The sequence below is a fragment of the Stenoxybacter acetivorans DSM 19021 genome, assembly GCF_000745895.1.
GTDB classification, from domain to species: Bacteria; Pseudomonadota; Gammaproteobacteria; order Burkholderiales; family Neisseriaceae; genus Stenoxybacter; species Stenoxybacter acetivorans.
On the sequence record NZ_KN050772.1, the window covers coordinates 22,722 to 40,274 of the forward strand.

Annotated in this window: 16 protein-coding genes; all 16 read left to right on the forward strand. The window is 46.1% G+C overall.

The genetic code is table 11. The features are described 5' to 3' along the window. The first annotated feature begins 334 nt into the window (after positions 1-334). Positions 335-931: an outer membrane lipoprotein carrier protein LolA gene (locus Q384_RS11670; RefSeq protein ID WP_037588434.1), complete on the forward strand. Its 597-nt coding sequence runs from the start codon at positions 335-337 to the stop codon at positions 929-931. Further along, positions 915-3,248: an MMPL family transporter gene (locus Q384_RS11675; protein WP_051940982.1), complete on the forward strand. Its 2,334-nt coding sequence runs from the start codon at positions 915-917 to the stop codon at positions 3,246-3,248. The genes Q384_RS11670 and Q384_RS11675 overlap by 17 nt, the downstream gene beginning before the upstream one ends. Before the next feature lie 201 nt (positions 3,249-3,449). Then, positions 3,450-4,703, forward strand: coding sequence for an NAD(P)/FAD-dependent oxidoreductase (locus tag Q384_RS11680; RefSeq protein ID WP_037588436.1), 1,254 nt, complete (start codon positions 3,450-3,452; stop codon positions 4,701-4,703). Positions 4,704-4,729: 26 nt separating this feature from the next. Then, positions 4,730-5,242: a hypothetical protein gene (locus tag Q384_RS11685; RefSeq protein ID WP_156956570.1), complete on the forward strand. Its 513-nt coding sequence runs from the start codon at positions 4,730-4,732 to the stop codon at positions 5,240-5,242. Between the two features lie 135 nt (positions 5,243-5,377). Further along, positions 5,378-6,265, forward strand: coding sequence for a hypothetical protein (locus Q384_RS11690; protein WP_037588439.1), 888 nt, complete (start codon positions 5,378-5,380; stop codon positions 6,263-6,265). A gap of 89 nt (positions 6,266-6,354) precedes the next feature. After that, positions 6,355-7,710 (forward strand): prephenate-dependent tRNA uridine(34) hydroxylase TrhP, encoded by a 1,356-nt coding sequence (trhP, locus tag Q384_RS11695; RefSeq protein ID WP_037588441.1) that lies wholly within the window; start codon positions 6,355-6,357, stop codon positions 7,708-7,710. Positions 7,711-8,366: 656 nt separating this feature from the next. Next, a complete protein-coding gene (urtA, locus tag Q384_RS11705) occupies positions 8,367-9,710 on the forward strand; it encodes an urea ABC transporter substrate-binding protein (RefSeq protein WP_084224486.1) in 1,344 nt (447 codons plus the stop codon). 114 nt (positions 9,711-9,824) lie between these two features. Beyond that, a complete protein-coding gene (urtB, locus tag Q384_RS11710; RefSeq protein ID WP_084224487.1) occupies positions 9,825-11,504 on the forward strand; it encodes an urea ABC transporter permease subunit UrtB in 1,680 nt (559 codons plus the stop codon). Then, complete coding sequence (gene urtC / locus Q384_RS11715) at positions 11,501-12,631, forward strand: urea ABC transporter permease subunit UrtC (protein ID WP_051940988.1); 1,131 nt, start codon at positions 11,501-11,503, stop codon at positions 12,629-12,631. Before urtB ends, urtC begins: the two co-directional genes overlap by 4 nt. Further along, complete coding sequence (gene urtD / locus Q384_RS11720; RefSeq protein WP_084224488.1) at positions 12,628-13,452, forward strand: urea ABC transporter ATP-binding protein UrtD; 825 nt, start codon at positions 12,628-12,630, stop codon at positions 13,450-13,452. Before urtC ends, urtD begins: the two co-directional genes overlap by 4 nt. A gap of 53 nt (positions 13,453-13,505) precedes the next feature. Continuing rightward, entirely contained in the window at positions 13,506-14,213 is a 708-nt protein-coding gene (urtE, locus tag Q384_RS11725) for an urea ABC transporter ATP-binding subunit UrtE (RefSeq protein WP_037588445.1), read from the forward strand. Between the two features lie 66 nt (positions 14,214-14,279). Further along, positions 14,280-14,582 carry an urease subunit gamma gene (ureA, locus tag Q384_RS11730; protein WP_037588447.1) on the forward strand — a complete coding sequence of 101 codons (303 nt, stop codon included), beginning with the start codon at positions 14,280-14,282 and terminating at the stop codon, positions 14,580-14,582. A gap of 86 nt (positions 14,583-14,668) precedes the next feature. After that, a complete protein-coding gene (gene ureB, locus Q384_RS11735; RefSeq protein ID WP_037588449.1) occupies positions 14,669-14,974 on the forward strand; it encodes an urease subunit beta in 306 nt (101 codons plus the stop codon). A 457-nt stretch (positions 14,975-15,431) separates the two neighbouring features. Continuing rightward, on the forward strand, positions 15,432-15,569 hold the full coding sequence (locus tag Q384_RS13540; protein ID WP_156956571.1) for a hypothetical protein: 138 nt from the start codon (positions 15,432-15,434) through the stop codon (positions 15,567-15,569). 267 nt (positions 15,570-15,836) lie between these two features. Next, positions 15,837-16,406, forward strand: a complete 570-nt coding sequence (locus Q384_RS11740; RefSeq protein ID WP_037588451.1) for a hypothetical protein — start codon at positions 15,837-15,839, stop codon at positions 16,404-16,406. Positions 16,407-16,866: 460 nt separating this feature from the next. Then, positions 16,867-17,433, forward strand: coding sequence for a hypothetical protein (locus Q384_RS11745; protein WP_037588453.1), 567 nt, complete (start codon positions 16,867-16,869; stop codon positions 17,431-17,433). Positions 17,434-17,553 lie beyond the last annotated feature (120 nt).

The window sequence follows — 17,553 nt, forward strand, 5'->3', positions numbered from 1 at the left end:
ATTTTAATTATAGTATTACCTATGGCATTGCCAGATGAAAAATCCATAACTAAATAAGCTGTTACGGTTGCTGATATATGGAAGTACCATATTAGTTGGTGGTATTAAGCATTTTGTGGGATTTGCCAAATAATGATTGTTGGGGTTTAAAGATACTCAGAAAGAAAAATTTTGAAATCACTCTAAAAAACAAATTTCATTTTAATCACCAAAACCAAAATGGCTGCACAATTTTGCTAAAATGGCTTAAGGTTATCCAATTTAGCTGCCAAGCTCCTTAAGATAAAACGCAAATTTCAAAATCAACACAAAAACCAACAATGGAAATAATACCATGAAAAAATATTTATTTTATTTGTGCATCTGGCTGTTACCGCTGCTCGCTCATGCTTTTGATTTGAATGACTTAAGCCGTCAATTGCAGCAACCTCAATCCATTCAGGGCGAATTTATTCAGCAACGCTATCTGGCTTCTTTAAATAAACCGTTACAAACCGAGGGCGTGTTTGTGTTGCAGCCGAAAAAAATCTTGTTATGGGACATGCAAAAGCCGTTTGCACAACGTTTGCGTGTGCGCGCTGATGGTATTGATCAATGGAATGGGCAAAACTGGCAGCGCAGCGCCAATCAATCTGCTGCCCAGCGGCGGCAAATGCAATTATTTTTGGATTTATTGGGCGGGAACGCCCAAGGGTTGCAGCAGCATTTCAGTATGGCATTGAGCGGTAATGCGCAACGCTGGCAATTGTTGTTACAGCCGAAATCGGCGTTGATGCAACAAATTTTCACACGCATCAATATTCGCGGCAATGCGGTGGTGCGTGAAGTGGAAATCGCTGAAAAACAAGGCGATAAAACGGTGATGCGTTTTGAAAATATACGCATTGATGCCCCTTTCAGTCAGGAACAAAGCCGTGCTTTGGCTCAATAAGCGGCGGCACATTTCAGTGGCACTGCTTGCAGTGCTGATATTGCTGTCTGCGGTTTTCGTGTTCGTTAAGGCGCAGCAGCAACCATTACTGCAAACAGAAATGACGCAGCTGCTGCCTGAAGATGCGCAATTGACCGCGGCACAACAAGCGGCGCAGCGGCAGATTGAACGGCAAATGAATCAACAACTGCTGCTGTTGGTGGGCGCATCTGACAAGGCAAAGGCGCAAACAGGCGCAGCAGAATTAGCAAATCTTTGGCGGCGCAGTGCGATTTTCACTGAAGTGGCTGATCAACACATTCCGGATATGGCGCAATGGCGTCAGCAAGCGCTTGTTTTACAATTGGCTCTGTTGCCTTCATCGCAGCAGCAATTATTGGAAAGCCGCCCGCAGCAATATTTTGCCGAACGTGCTACCGATATTGCCAATCCGTTTTCGCCGCCGTCGTTATTGCCTTTAGATGAAGATTGGGCGGGGTTTGGTCGGTTTATTTTGCCCAAAACACAGCCGGCAAACAGCCGTTTGCAATGGGATGCTGACAGTGGTGTTTTACACACCGAATACCAAGGTAAATATTGGATAGCGATTACAGGCAGGCTGCCTGAAAACACAGGTGCGGTATCCGTGCCGAATGGTTTATTGGATTTGGTGCGCCAAACCGAAACACAGGCGGCGGTGATTGGCGTGGAAACCCGTTTGGCGGGCGGTGCGGTATTTGCCGCAGAAGCCAAACACCGTGCCGAAACCGAAGGTGCGCGAATGGGTATCATCGGCACTTTATTAACGCTGTTGCTGCTGTTGCTGCTGTTTCGCCGTGCCCGCGTGTTGTGGGTGTTTATGCCGGTGGCGGTGGGGCTGGGCTTGGGTTTTGCCGCCTGTGTGCTGGTATTCGGGCAAATTCATGTTTTGACTTTGGTGATTGGCACGAGTTTGGTGGGCGTGCTGCTGGATTTTCCTTTGCATTGGCTTGCTCCCGCATTGCTGTCGGAAAAGTGGCAGGCAAAAATTGCCATGAATCGGCTGCTGCCCGCTTTTGTGCTGGCGTGTTTGATTACTGCTTTGGGTTATGTGTTGCTGCTGTTTGCGCCTTTGCCGATTTTGCGCCAATGCGCGGTGTTTTCAATTGCCGCTTTAATCGGTGCGTTGTGGGCAAGTGTCTGCGGTTTACCGCCTCTGTTTCACCGCTGTATCCTGCCCGCGCAAACGTGGTTGAACGCATGGTTTGGCCGCCTGTGGCAAACCATTCATGGCCTGCGTTGTTCGCGGCGGCGCATCATCTTGTTTTGGGGAGCATGGCTTGTGTTGGTGCTGGCGGGCTGCTGGCACAGCCGTTGGCAGGACGATATTCGCACGTGGGCGAATTTATCGCCTAAATGGTTGCAGCAAGCGCAGGCGGTCAGTGAAATCAGCGGCATCACGCCGTCGGCTCAATTTTTATTGATTGAAGCCGATGATGAGGAATCTTTATTGAAAGCAGATGCCGCGGTGGTGCAGCGGCTTTCAGGCAGCCTGAAAAATACCGTATCGTTGAGTCAATGGGTGCAGCCGATTGCTTCACAACAGCAATTAAAAAACACCTTGCATGCCTTGGCTGACCAGCCCGAAACATGGACGGCAATGACTGATTTGGGGATACCCGAAAACACCATTCGCCAAGCACTGCTCACTGCCGCGCAAGCACCGGACATTGATTTGCATACTGCACTGAATACACCCTTGGCACAAGCGTGGCAGCCTTTGTTTTTGGGAGAGGTAAGCACAGGGCGGTATGCCGCTTTGGTGCGTTTAACCGAAAAATACGATGCGGCAGAAGTCCGTGAATTGATTCGTAACATGCCCAACGTCAGTTGGGTGGATAAGGTGGCGCGGCTCAATGAATCATTTACACAAACCCGAAATCAAACCTTGTGGCTGAAAATCATTTCTTTGGGATTGGCGTGGATTTCTCTGGTGTGGTATTTGGGCTTTGGGTGCGGCAGCCGAGTGTTGGCTGTGCCTGTTTTAACCGCACTCAGTGTGATTGCTTTGTTAGGCTGGCTGAACTTGCCGATTGGTTTATTTGTTATTTTCGGTTTGCTGCTGGTGTCGGCAATCGGCATTGATTATGCGGTGTATCTGCACACCGCTGACATCAATAATCGCGATGAACGCTTGGCAGGCAGCCTGTTGGCGGCGATAACCAGTTTGATTTCTTTCGGTTTACTGGCTTTCAGCAGTACGCCGGTGGTGGCGCAATTGGGTTTGACTGTGGCGTTGGGCGTGGTATTGAGTTTGGGCTTCAGCATTATTTTGATGTCGGTCAAACAATCTGACTAGATAACGTCGGTTGGCGTATTTACAGGCTGCCTGAAACACAATATTGTCATGGTATTGCGATTACGCGGCGCGGGCTAATTCTTTTTTAGTGCGTTGAAGTTTTGGCATGTACCCGAGTAAACGCTCTTTTCTCAGGCATCAATAATATGCCTTTTAAAGTATTTTAACGACTATTTTTTACCTGCATACCATAGGAAAATCATGAATCAACCACATACAGTCATTATCGGCGCAGGTCCATCAGGCACGGTGGCAGCTGCTTTGCTTACCCAAAAAAGACATCGGGTAACGGTATTGGAGCAGCAGCATTTTCCGCGGTTTGTTATCGGGGAAAGTTTACTGCCGCATTGCATGGAAATTTTAGATGAAGCCGATATGCTCACGGCGGTGATGGCGCAAAGCGGGTTTCAATACAAAAACGGCGCGGCGTTTACTTGGGGCGAATGCTATACGCACTTTGAATTTACTGATAAATTCACACACGGTCCCGGCACCACGTTTCAAGTACAGCGCGTGGTGTTTGACCAATTGCTGGTTAATGAAGCCCAAAAACAAGGCATCGAAATCCGCTTTGGACACAAAGTAAACAGCTGGCAGGAAACCGACGATGGCGTGGTCTTGGGTATTGACAGCGAAAAAGAAAGTTACACGCTTGGTGCTGATTTTGTACTGGACGCCAGTGGCTACGGGCGCGTATTGCCGCGTTTATTGAATTTGGAATGCCCTTCCGAATTGCCGCCGCGCCAAGCCGTCTTCACCCATATTGACGACCACATTGTCGGCAATGGTTTTGACCGCAATAAAATCTTAATCAGCACCCACCCGCAGCATCGAGATGTGTGGTTTTGGCTGATTCCATTCAGCAACGGACAATCGTCTATCGGCGTGGTTGGTTCAAACAGTCGGCTGGGTACGGTAAAAGCGGGCGAAGAAGCCGAATTTTTACAAAAATGGGTTAATGACATACCCATGCTGCGCCGTATTCTGGTAAACGCGGTGTGGGATAACGGCATACCGTATCGGCAGCTGCAAAATTATTCTGCCAATGTTTCCGCGCTTTTCGGTAAACGGTTTGCGCTTTTGGGCAATGCCGCCGAATTCCTTGATCCCGTGTTTTCGTCAGGTGTAACCATTGCCCTGCATTCGGCAAAATTGGCGGCAGACACCTTGCACCGTCAATACAGCGGTGAAACCGTGGATTGGGCGCATGATTTTGCCCAAAAACTCATGGTGGGTGTGAACGCGTTTCGTACCTATGTTAATGGCTGGTACAACGGCACGTTCCAAGACGTGATTTATGCACCTGAAGAAAAAGTAAATCCTGAGATTCGCCGCATGATTTCAGCCATTTTGGCAGGTTATGCTTGGGACGAAAATAATCCCTACGTTACCAAATCCGATCGGCGGTTGGCGGTGTTGGCTGAAATATGCGGGCAGGTAAAACCCGTTGAATAATTTGAATAAACGGTAAAAGCACCGCTATGAAGAGATTGCGTTATGTTCGCCGCTTGCTGTTTGTGTGTTTATTGAGTGCCTGCACTTTTTTTTCAGACAGCCTGCTGCCCAATCCGCAAACCGTTCCGACGCAATTAACGGTGATGTGGTTTCGGCTCACGCATGAAACAGACGGGCAGCAAAGTTTGCTGGCAGTGCAGCGCACCGAGCAGCAGCAATGGCGTTGGGTGCAAACCGATGCTTTCGGCGCGCCTTTGGCAAGGCAGCTAAGCGATCAATACGGCTGGAAAAACGATGGTTTTTTACCGCCAAACCGCACAGCCGGCCGCTTATTTGCCGCTGTTGCCCTGATTGCCGCCGCGCAAACCAACACAGAAATCAGCGCGATTTATCCGTCGCTTGAAGTTGTCGGCGATGCACAATCCGCCCGCTATCTGTTAAAAGGAAAATTATTGTGGTCTGTTTGGCATCTCAACTCAGACCAATGGCGGATTGGTTTCGATAATGACAGTTGGTTGGTACAAAGGCTGCCTGAATAATATTGCTGAAATGATTATTCCTCTTTGCTCTGCGGCAACACAAATAAGCGCGGCGATGGATAAGCAAACATTGCTCTGCAAGCAAGCAGCTGTTTTAATTGATAGAAAATCAATAGAATAGAATGAACAAAACACATGATTGAATTATTTGCCGCGATTATTTGCAGCGTGCTGGTGTCGGTTTTGTTGAAAATTGCTCGGCGCAATCATCTGCTGATTCAGCAAGCCATTGCCGTGAATTATTTGGTTGCGGCAAGCTGTGCTTATCTGTTTTTGCAACCCGATTTGGGCGGCGTGTTGGATAGCCCGCAGCAAGGATTGCTATTGCTTGCTTTGGGTGTGTTACTGCCTGTTATTTTTGTGATTATGGGTAAAGCCGTGGACAGTGCCGGTATTGTTAAATCCGATGCGGCGCAGCGGCTGTCGTTATTTTTGCCGATTTTGGCGGCGTTTGTGGTTTTCGGTGAAGCCCTGAGTCTCAATAAAAGCGTGGGTATTTTGCTGGCATTTTTGGCGTTATCTGCACTGCTGTATCAACCCGCTAACACCTTGCACGCACCGAAAAAGCCAAACAATACCGCCGCGCGGCTGCTCCTTGCCGTGTGGGCAGGGTATGGAATAATTGATATTTTATTCAAACAGTTATCAAAAATCGGACAAGCCTTTTCGGCAACTTTGCTGGCAGCATTTATTTTGGCGGGATTATTGAGTTTCGCTTATTTACTGATGCGGCGCACGCGCTGGCATTTGCCCAGTTTATTGAGCGGTGTACTCTTAGGCTGCCTGAATTTTGGCAACATCGTGTTTTATATCCGCGCCCATCAGGTTTACGGCAGCAACCCCACTTTGGTATTTGCAGGCATGAACTTGGGCGTGATTGTATTGGGAACACTGATTGGCGCATTGGTGTTCCGTGAAAAAATCAATAAAATAAACGTATTGGGCATTGTTTTGGCACTCGCGGCGATTGTGTGCCTATTTTATTTTGACGCAATACGCCGATTGGCGGTTTGGTTTTCTTGAATTTACATAAACCGCAGTCATTTAGCGATAAAATTCCGCCCCATCTGAATCACTTGAGCGGCTGCTTGTTTCAGGTAGCCTGAAATCCCATGAAATCACCTGAATTACTGTTGCCCGCCGGCGACTTATCCCGAATGAGAGCCGCATTTGACTATGGCGCAGATGCGGTTTATGCCGGCAGCCCGCGTTATTCGCTGCGTGCACGCAACAATGGTTTTGCCAAATTAACCGAACTCGAACAAGGCATACGCGAAGCGCATGAACGCGGTAAAAAAATCTTTTTGGCGAGCAATATTTTACCGCACAACGCCAAACTGAAAACGTTTCTGGCAGACATAGAGCCGCTGATTGCCATGCAACCGGACGCATTGATTATGGCAGACCCGGGTTTAATCATGAAAGTTCGCGAACATTGGCCGCACATGCCGATACATCTGTCGGTGCAAGCCAACACCACCAATTATTGGGGTGTGCAGTTTTGGCAAAAAATGGGTGTGGAGCGCATTATTTTGTCGCGTGAATTATCCATTGAAGAAATTGCTGAAATTCGCCAACAGTGCCCCGATATTGAATTGGAAGTGTTTGTTCACGGCGCATTGTGTATTGCCTATTCGGGGCGTTGTTTGTTGTCGGGTTATTTCAATCACCGCGATCCCAATCAAGGCACGTGTACCAATGCCTGCCGCTGGGATTATCAAGTTCACAACGCCGCCGCCGATGATTCGGGTGATGCGCAATTATTAAGCGATTTTCACTTTCAGGCAGCCTCAGAAACGGCAAACGCACAATTTGAAGGCATCAACGGACAACAACGCCACCCGCTGGCAAACCGCGTTTATTTAATCGAAGAGGCAAACCGCCTCGGTGAAATGATGCCGATTATGGAAGATGAACACGGCACTTATATCATGAATTCCAAAGATTTACGCGCCATTGAACAAGTGGCTCGTTTGGCGGAAATCGGCGTGGATTCTCTTAAAATTGAAGGGCGAACCAAATCAATTTATTATGTTGCCCGCACAGCCCAAACCTACCGCCGCGCCATTGACGATGCCGTTGCCGGTAAACCGTTTGACTACACACTGCTGGCAGAATTGGAAGGTTTGGCAAACCGCGGTTATACGGCGGGCTTTTTAGAACGTCATCAAACCCAAGAATACCAAAATTACTTAACAGGGCATTCTTTGGCCAAACAAAGCCAATTTGTCGGACAAATCACCCAAATCAGCGGCGATGGTTGGGCAACCGTGTTGGTAAAAAATAAATTCGCTGTTGGCGATACATTGGAAATTATCCACCCGAGCGGCAACCAAATCATCTGTTTAACTGCCATGCGTAAAAACGGTGAAGCCGCACAAGTTGCGCCCGGCAACGGCATTGAAGTGGAAATTCCCGAGATGCAGGGCAAAGACAATGCACTGATTGCGCGGGTGATGAGTGCTTAAAGCACAACACCAATAGATGTTGTATTTTCAGGCTGCCTGAAACTGATTGGGCTGCCTGAACTTTATTGTTTTGAGCATTTCTAATTGAAAATCCGTGTTGAAATGTGTATCACAATGCGGCGGTTATTGACCTGCGGCGCAATACCATGATGAGCAAATTTTTGCATCAACGGCATCTCTTTACTTCAGGTTATGACAGTCAGTAATCATTGATAAATTTCAATAAAATCATCTGGTTATCTTTATTTTCTCATCGAAAAAGAAAATTTCTCTCATAAAATCTGTGCCGCATTGCTTTATTGCACATCTTTTTTCCATATCAAATACCACAACCAAACGACATTTCATACCGATATTTCATATCTCGAAGCATTACATTTTCAATAATTTGTCCTTCTGATACATCAATAAATCCTATTTATTGAAAGATAATATCTACACAAAATTGCCTAGAGGCAATAATCCGATTGCCTTATGGCTAAATTGAAGTTAAATCTGCCTTTTTTATCTTTTTGTATGGTTTTTGCGTTGCATCAAAAAAACGTATCTGCTAAGATAATCTTCATATTAACATTTGTTAAATTTAAATTAACAAATGTAATAAAATACAACCGAAATTTCTCGGTCAATCAAATCAACCAACGGAGGCTTTTGGCATGAACAAACGGCAATTTTTGGCTTCGGCTTTGTGTTCGGCATTGTTATTGGCAGGCTGTAGTCCGAAGCCTGCGGAGAATGCCTCATCGGCATCAGGCGTAAGCGGTGCATCATCTGTTGGTGCAGCGGTAACTTCGGGCGATACCATTAAAGTAGGTGTATTGCACTCACTCTCCGGCACCATGGCGATTTCTGAATCGGCGTTAAAAGACACGGTATTGATGCTGATTGACGAGCAAAATAAAAAAGGCGGTTTGCTTGGCAAACAACTGGAAGCTGTGGTGGTTGATCCGGCATCAGACTGGCCGCTGTTTGCCGAAAAAGCGCGTGAATTGCTGGCAAAAGACAAAGTGGCAACGGTGTTTGGCTGCTGGACTTCGGTTTCGCGCAAATCGGTGCTGCCTGTATTTGAAGAATTGAACGGCATTTTGTTTTATCCGGTGCAGTGGGAAGGGCAAGAATCCAGTAAAAACATTTTCTACACAGGCGCAACGCCCAACCAACAAGCCATTCCGGCGGTGGATTATTTATTGGAACAAGGCGTTAAGCGATTCGCGCTGGTGGGTACAGATTATGTCTATCCGCGCACCACCAATAAAATTTTAGAAGCCTATTTGAAAACCAAAGGCATTGGTGAAAAAGACATTATGGTGAATTACACACCGTTTGGCTTTTCCGATTGGCAATCGATTGTCTCCGATGTGAAGAAATTTGGTTCAACCGGTGTTAAAACAGCTGTGGTATCAACGATTAATGGTGATGCCAATGTGCCGTTCTACAAAGAATTGTCCAACCAAAACATCACGCCAGACCAAATTCCAGTGATGGCATTCTCTGTGGGTGAACAGGAATTGGCGGGCATTGATACCAAACCGCTGGTGGGTCATTTGGCGGCGTGGAACTACTTTGAAAGCGTGGATACACCTGTCAATGCTGCGTTCATCAAAGAATGGAAAGCCTACAAAAAAGACGACAAAGCGGTAACCAACGATCCGATGGAAGCCACTTATATCGGCTTTAATATGTGGGTGAAAGCGGTGGAAAAAGCGGGCACAACGGATTCAGATGCGGTGCAAAAAGCCTTGATTGACATTGAAGTACCCAATCTGACCGGCGGCACAGCCAAAATGCAAGCCAACCACATGACCGCCAAACCGGTTTTAATCGGTGAAATCCAAGACAATGGTCAGTTTGATGTGGTGTTGCAAACCAAAGAAGTGGCGGGTGAAGCATGGTCGCCGCTGCTGCCTGAATCGAAAAACCTGATTGCCGACTGGAGCGCGCCGACTAACTGCGGTGCTTATGACACGGTAACCAAAAAATGTACTGCCGGTGTTGAGTAAGACAACTTCAGGCTGCCTGAAACTGTATGCACGGTTTTCAGGCAGCCTTTTTCTGTTGTAGCCCAATCGGCTGATAGGGTCAATACCGACCATTTATCGGACAAGGACGATTTCATGACATGGCTTGTTTCTTTGCCGCATCGGCACAACCCATACCGTCGGCTGGCTGCTGTTCTGTTGGCATTGGCATTGGCATTGGCGTGCGGATACAGCAGCAATACTTGGGCAGAAGACAGTGCCTCTTCTGTTGTTGCCGCAGAACAAAGCAGCACCGCTGATGCGCCGATAGCCGATTTTGATGCGGCTTTACAAGGCTTGCGCAGCAATAATTTTACTGAAAAAAAAGCGGCTGTTGAGGCATTGCCTCAATTCAATCACCCCCAAACGCTGGCGATTTTGACGGCATTGGGTGAGGGCAATTTATTTAATCAAGACAATCAATTTTTTATTGCGGCAGGCGATCAATACTTCAATATTGATGACCCTGAAACCGCTGTTGAACGGCCCGCAGGCGCAAAAAAAGTGGTTATCAACAACGCCATTCGCCAATGGGTGAAATCTTATGTTGCCGAACACGCGCTGCTCAGCCCCAACGCGGCAGATCGGCGCGCCGCCATCATGCAAATGCTGCAAAAAAATGATACCGCCGCACTGGCTCAAGTTCAGGCAGCCTTACCCAAGGAAACCAAGGCAGACATCAAAGCATTGATGCAAACCTATGTGGCACGTGCCGATTTAAGCAGCGGCAATCCCGAACGGCATGCGGCTGCCATTGATACGCTGGCACACAGCGCATCGCCGGAAAATCTGGCGGTGCTGCAACAATACGCCGATCAAGCACCGACACCGCAATTGAAAAATGCCGCACAAAAAGCCATTGATGCCATTAATCAGCAATTGAGCATGATGAAAGGTGTGGAAACCTTGAGTTTCGGGCTGAGTTTGGGTTCGATTCTGGTGCTTACTGCCATTGGTCTGGCAATTACATTTGGCGTTATGGGTGTCATTAACATGGCGCACGGTGAACTCATGATGATTGGGGCTTATTGCGCTTATGTGGTGCAGCTGATGATGCCCAACCACATCGGTGCATCTGTGTTGGTGGCCATTCCCGTGGCGTTTTTGGTATCCGGTTCGGTTGGTGTGCTGATTGAACGTTTTGTGGTGCGCTACCTGTATGGCCGCCCCTTAGAAACCTTGCTGGCAACTTTTGGCATCAGCTTAATTTTGCAGCAAGCCGTGCGCACGATTTTTTCACCGTTAAACCGCATGGTACAAACACCTGATTGGATGAGCGGCACATGGCAAATCATGCACGGGCTCGCCATTACTTGGAATCGTGTGTATATCTTTATCTTTTGTATGATGTGTTTCTTTGCCTTATTGGCAGTTATGAAACACACGCGGCTGGGGCTGCAAGTACGCGCCGTATCGCAAAACAGGGATATGGCACGGGCGATGGGTATTAACGACCGTAAAGTCGATATGATGACTTTCGGGTTGGGGTCTGGCGTGGCGGGTATGGCGGGCGTGGCGTTGTCTCAATTGACCAATGTCGGTCCGAATTTGGGTCAGCAATACATCGTGGATTCTTTCATGGTGGTTGTGCTGGGCGGCGTGGGTAATTTGTGGGGAACGCTGGTGGCAGGCTTGGGCTTGGGCATACTCAATAAATTCATGGAGCCGTGGCTGGGTGCGGTGCTGGCAAAAAGTATTGTGCTGGTGCTGATTATTCTGTTTATCCAAAAATACCCGCGCGGGTTGTTTCCGCAGAAAGGACGGGCTGTCGAATGAGCCAATCGTTTGTTTATGCTTTTTTCCGACGAGAGCCGTTGGCAGGCAAGATTACGCTGGCATTGGTGCTGGCGGTAATCGCGTGGGTAAGCATCGGTAATCTGCTGATGCCTTCAGGCAGCCTGTTTCATGTATCAACCTATACCGTTACCTTGCTGGGCAAATATTTTTGCTATGCCTTGCTGGCATTGGCAATTGATTTGTGCTGGGGATATTTGGGTATTTTGAGTTTGGGGCATGGCGCGTTCTTTGCGTTGGGCGGTTATGCAATGGGCATGTATTTGAGCCGAGGCAGTAATGGTGCGCTGCCGGAATTTATGGCGTTTTTGGGTTGGACTGAATTGCCGTGGTTTTGGCTGGGCAGTAACTATTTTGCTTGGGCAGCGGTGATGATTTTCTTAATTCCGGGCTTACTGGCATTTGTTTTGGGCTGGCTGTGCTTCCGTTCGCGGGTGTCCGGTGTGTATTTGTCCATCATTACCCAAGCCATGACCTATGCCTTGCTGTTGGCGTTTTTTCGCAATGAAATGGGTTTTGGCGGCAATAATGGTTTAACCAATTTTAAAGAAATTCTCGGGTTTTCATTGCAGGCGGGCGGTACAAGGGTGGCATTGTTTGCCCTGTCAGGCATTGCGGTGTTGGCGGTGTATTTATTGCTGCGCAGCATCATGCACTCGCGGTTGGGTAAACTCATTATTGCCGTGCGTGATGCGGAAATGCGCACGCGCTTTGTCGGCTTTCGTGTAGAGCGCATCAAACTTTTGGTGTTTGTGTTGTCGGCAATGATTGCCGGTTTGGCAGGTGCGCTGTATGTTCCGCAAGTCGGCATCATCAACCCGGGTGAATTTGCGCCTTTGGTATCGATTGAAGTGATTATCTGGGTGGCTTTGGGCGGACGGGCAACGCTGTATGGTGCGGTTATCGGCGCATTTGCGGTGAACTACGCCAAAACATGGCTGACGGCTGCATTTCCCGATGCATGGTTGTTTTTCTTGGGTGCGCTGTTTGTATTGGTTACCATTTTTTTAAAAGACGGTTTGGCGGGTTTGTTTCAGCAGACATGGCGCAAAAAACCACCCCCCAGCAACAATGGTGATTCGTCACCAAAAGAGGAGGCAGCAGTATGAATCAGGCATCTTCTTTCCACTATCAGGCAGAAACAGACGCACGGCAAGCATACGACAATATTCATGTCGGCAAAAACGTGATTTTGTATCTGGACGATGTGTCCGTGAGTTTCGACGGTTTTAAAGCCATCAATAATTTGAATTTATACATTGACCGCGGTGAGTTGCGCTGCATTATCGGTCCCAACGGTGCGGGCAAATCCACCATGATGGACATCATCACCGGCAAAACCCGCCCCGACAGCGGCAGCGTATTTTTGGGGCAAAATACCGACTTGCTGAAAATGAGCGAAGCAGAAATCGCTTGTGCCGGTATTGGGCGGAAATTCCAAAAACCAACGGTATTTGAATCTTTGCTGGTGTATGACAATTTATCACTGGCGGCGGCAGGCAGTAAAAGTGTGTTTGGCGCATATTTCGGCAAAGGACGTCAATTGTCTGCCGAACAAAATGATTTTTTAGATGAAGTGCTCAATACCATTGGTTTAACTGCTTATAAACACCGCTTGGCAGGCGAATGTTCGCACGGGCAAAAACAATGGTTGGAAATCGGTATGCTGCTGATGCAAAAACCGCAATTGCTGCTGATTGATGAACCCGTTGCCGGCATGACTCACGGCGAAATTGAGCGTACTGCCGAATTGCTTATCGGCTTGGCAGGTGAACACGCCGTGGTGGTGGTGGAACACGACATGGAATTTGTGCGCAAAATCGCCCGCAAAGTTACCGTGCTGCATCAAGGCAGTGTGCTGGCAGAAGGCAGTTTGACTGAAGTACAAAACAATCCGCAGGTCATTGATGTGTATTTAGGCGGTCATTGACAGATATTTTCAGGCAGCCGCTTGGGCTGCCTGAAAAGAACAAGGAAAATAGCATGCTGAAAGTGGAAAACCTCAATCAATATTATGGTCAAAGCCATATTTTGCACAACATCAGCTTTGAAGTGCCGAACAAGCAATGTACCTGTATCATTGGACGCAACGGCGTGGGCAAAACCACACTATTAAAAAGTATTATGGGGCAGGTTGCCGTCAAAGCCGATGTCATGCAATACTCAGATATGGATCTGCGCACCTTGCGTCCGGAAAAACGCGCCTACGCAGGAATCGCTTATGTACCGCAAGGGCGGCAGATTTTTCCCCTGCTCACGGTAGAAGACAATTTACGCATCGGTTTGCCCGTATATCAAAAACGCAGCGGTAAACGCCGCGCCGCCATACCGGACATGGTGTATGAACTGTTTCCGGTATTGGCAGAAATGAAACAGCGGCGCGGCGGCGATTTGTCGGGCGGTCAGCAGCAGCAATTGGCGATTGGCCGCGCCTTGGTTCTCAATCCGGGCTTACTGATTTTAGATGAACCAACCGAAGGCATTCAGCCCAATATTGTTGCCGAAATCACGCGCGTTATCCGTCGTTTAAATGAAGAATGGGGTTTAACCGTGTTGATAGTGGAGCAAAAACTGCATTTAATTCGTGCCTTGGCCGACCATTTTGTTTTGATTGAGCGCGGCAACTGTGTTGCGAAAGGACGCGGCGATGAACTCACCCCCGAATTGATTCAAACCTATTTAAGCGTATAAACTGCTGTTGTATTAAAAATCAGCGTCCAATGGCATTTGTCATAAAAAATTTGAGGAAAAATACCGATGCATTTAACCAGTCGCGAACAAGAGAAATTGATGCTGTTTCTGGCAGGTGAATTGGCGGCGAAACGACGCGCACGCGGGTTGAAACTCAATTACCCGGAAGCCATTGCCTACATCAGCAGCCACTTGCAGGAAGGCGCACGCGACGGCATGAGCGTGGCTGAATTAATGCAGTATGGCGCAACACTGCTGAATACCGATGATGTCATGGCGGGCGTCGCAGAGATAATACATGAAGTGCAAATTGAAGCCACTTTCCCTGACGGCACTAAGCTGGTTACGGTACATCAGCCCATTCGTTAATAAGAAAGCTGTTTCAAGAGATATTAAACAGTTTCTAAATGCACCAGTGGTTTTCATTGGCTGGTTTTGAATAGAAAAGGCACACCATGATACCCGGCGAATACATTTTGGCAAACGGTGATATTGAAGCCAATATTGGTCGTAAAACCCTTATATTAAACGTTATTAATCGCGGCGATCGTCCCATTCAAGTGGGTTCGCATTTTCATTTTTACGAAACCAACGCGGCACTTGAGTTTAATCGTGAATCGGCACGCGGCATGCGGTTGAATATACCTTCAGGCAACGCCATGCGCTTTGAACCGGGTGAAGTTAAAACCGTTGAATTAACCGAATACGGCGGCAGAAAAATCATTGTTGGTTTTCATAATGCTGTGAATGGCGCGGTTTGAATGCTTAATGCTATGTGCCATAAATTCGGAATGCAAGACAAGATACAAACAGTACATCAGCCCTGCGTATTCTTGAGTATATTGTTTGTACCAATTGACCATGCTTTGCGTCAGCGCGCGCAGAATAGCGAGCGGTGATCATTCTTTTCAGGTTGCCTGAAAAATATCGGTAACGGCAGCGATTGTATCTATGCGAGATACGAAGCAACCCATTGTTTGCAGTGTCTTAATGATAAACCTTGGTATTGCCGCTGCTCACAATCGCATGGATAAGTGCTAATTTTCGGTTATGTAAAAACACAGCAATACGCCAAATGATTGGCATCTTCAATTTACTTCAAGTTCCAAGTTAGAATATCAATTAAATAAATGCGCATAGATAAATGCGCTGTTTTTTTGAATTATTATTTCTATTCTTACACTTCATAAAATCTTATTTATTGATGCAGACGGCAATTTGCACAGCCAAAAATCTTTGGTTACATGGGCAGACGAGCGCACAACCGATATTGATGATGTGTGGTTCACCACCAATTTGGCACACACTCACCACATTGGACAGTGTGTCCTAAGAATTGATCAAAACCTTGTATGAACTACCCAATATCGGCGCATTTGGCAATGTAAAATTGCTGAATGGCTGCCAAAAAAGCAATAAATATTGATTTAAATCAAAGCGTATGCAAAATATTTTAGATAGATTAGAGCTTAATGTCTATAGTCTAGACTAATTTCTATTAGTGTATTATGAAGTGAAGTGTAATATTCAAAGTGAACTCATTTTTTAAACTGCTTTATGTATTATCTCTAAACACTATTTTAGTGCTAAAAAATTTCATGACACAACCACGAGGCAGTCAACATGAGCAACACTTTAGCCAAGTTAAAAACACTCTTTCTCTCAATCTGTTGTCTGGGCGGCTTATGCTCTTGCCAAGCCAATAAAAATGAGGTTTTTACTTACAGATTAGACACGCCTTTTAACGCAGCGCAAGCGGGGTTTAGTCAAACAGTGAATTTTCATGTCCCCAAGGCAGAGCGGTATGACATGGTTGTGGAAATGGACACGCGGAAACCCTATGAGCTTCTCAATAGAGAAGAAAAGGATGAATACTTTAACTTAAGGGTAGATATTTTTGATTTTAAAGGAAAATTATATAAAAAATCACCGCAAAGCAGGTTGCACTTACATATTATCGTTAAAAAAAATACCCCCAATGGCTGGGTGGTGATTAAAGATGTTAAAAATCCTGAATCATTTCAAGCATTCCATGATAGCGGAGGACCGTACACTTATTATTTAACTTCTTGGTTTAACGCAGAAAAAGGAGACTATCAAATTATTTTTGAAAACCTCAATCCAACCCCTGCATTTGATACACAAATTATTCAACTTTCCGTTACCAACACCATTATCAGATTAAAGCACTAATCTTAAATGGCATGTGTTTTTAATCTGTTTTTAAAAAGGAAATCAAAATAGCTAAGCTATACATTAGAATTGCAGAAGCAGGCACTTTGTATAAACTTGATGACTGCCATATTACACAACCTCTCAAGGCGGACACTGGTATTGATGATGTGTGGTTCACCAGCAATCTGGCGCGCGCACCCATCACATTGGACAGTGTGTCCTAATGATTGTGTGAACTACCCAATATCAGTGTGTTTGGCAATGTAAAATCGCTGAATGACTGCCAAAAAAAGCAATAAACATTGATTTAAATCAAAACACATGCAAAATATTTTTAGGTAGATTTAGAGCATTATGTCTATCATTATATTATGAAGTGAAGTGTAGTGTAGTATCCAAAGTGAACTCATTTTTTAAACTGCTTTAAACGCCATTTTAGCGCAACAAAATTTCATGACACAACCGCGAGGCAACCAGCATGAGCAGCACTTTAACCAAGTTAAAAACACTCTTTCTCTCAATCTTTTGTTTGGGTGGCTTATGTTCATGCCAAGCCAATAAAAATGAGGTTTTTACTTACAGATTAGATACGCCTTTTAACGCGGCGCAAGCGGGGTTTAGCCAAACAGTGAATTTTCATGTGCCCAAGGCAGAGCGGTATGACATGGTTGTGGAAATGGATACGCGTAAACCTTATGAGCAGCTTAGTTGGGAAGAAAAAGAGGATGCCTCACTTTTAGTAATGAATATTTTTGATTTTGAGGGAAAAACATATCAGAGCATACCGGAAAGAAGGTTGCAACTACACATCATCATTAAAAAAAATACTCCAAATGGTTGGGTGGTGATTAAAGATGTTAAAAATCCCAAATCATTTCAATCATTCATTGATAAAGGAATACCTACTTTTTATTTAACTTCATGGTTTAACGCAGAAAAAGGAGATTATCAAATTATTTTTGAAAACCTTAATCCAACCACTGCATTTGACAATCAAATTATTCAACTTTCCGTTACCAACACCATTATCAGATTAAAACACTGAATCTTAGAAAAGATGGCATGTGTTTTTAGAACCCATGTTCAAAAAAATTCTTAATAAAATCATATGATGTCAAAAAACGACTCAATCATCGCCCATTGGCTATCTGTCAAATCACTCGGG

Coding starts and splice junctions, on each gene's coding strand:
- Q384_RS11670 (WP_037588434.1), top strand. CDS start 335: ATGAAAAAATATTTATTTTATTTGTGCATCTGGCTGTTACCGCTGCTC.
- urtD (WP_084224488.1), top strand. CDS start 12,628: ATGAATCAGGCATCTTCTTTCCACTATCAGGCAGAAACAGACGCACGG.
- urtA (WP_084224486.1), top strand. CDS start 8,367: ATGAACAAACGGCAATTTTTGGCTTCGGCTTTGTGTTCGGCATTGTTA.
- Q384_RS11685 (WP_156956570.1), top strand. CDS start 4,730: ATGAAGAGATTGCGTTATGTTCGCCGCTTGCTGTTTGTGTGTTTATTG.
- urtC (WP_051940988.1), top strand. CDS start 11,501: ATGAGCCAATCGTTTGTTTATGCTTTTTTCCGACGAGAGCCGTTGGCA.
- Q384_RS11740 (WP_037588451.1), top strand. CDS start 15,837: ATGAGCAACACTTTAGCCAAGTTAAAAACACTCTTTCTCTCAATCTGT.
- Q384_RS11690 (WP_037588439.1), top strand. CDS start 5,378: ATGATTGAATTATTTGCCGCGATTATTTGCAGCGTGCTGGTGTCGGTT.
- ureA (WP_037588447.1), top strand. CDS start 14,280: ATGCATTTAACCAGTCGCGAACAAGAGAAATTGATGCTGTTTCTGGCA.
- Q384_RS11745 (WP_037588453.1), top strand. CDS start 16,867: ATGAGCAGCACTTTAACCAAGTTAAAAACACTCTTTCTCTCAATCTTT.
- trhP (WP_037588441.1), top strand. CDS start 6,355: ATGAAATCACCTGAATTACTGTTGCCCGCCGGCGACTTATCCCGAATG.
- Q384_RS11680 (WP_037588436.1), top strand. CDS start 3,450: ATGAATCAACCACATACAGTCATTATCGGCGCAGGTCCATCAGGCACG.
- urtB (WP_084224487.1), top strand. CDS start 9,825: ATGACATGGCTTGTTTCTTTGCCGCATCGGCACAACCCATACCGTCGG.
- urtE (WP_037588445.1), top strand. CDS start 13,506: ATGCTGAAAGTGGAAAACCTCAATCAATATTATGGTCAAAGCCATATT.
- ureB (WP_037588449.1), top strand. CDS start 14,669: ATGATACCCGGCGAATACATTTTGGCAAACGGTGATATTGAAGCCAAT.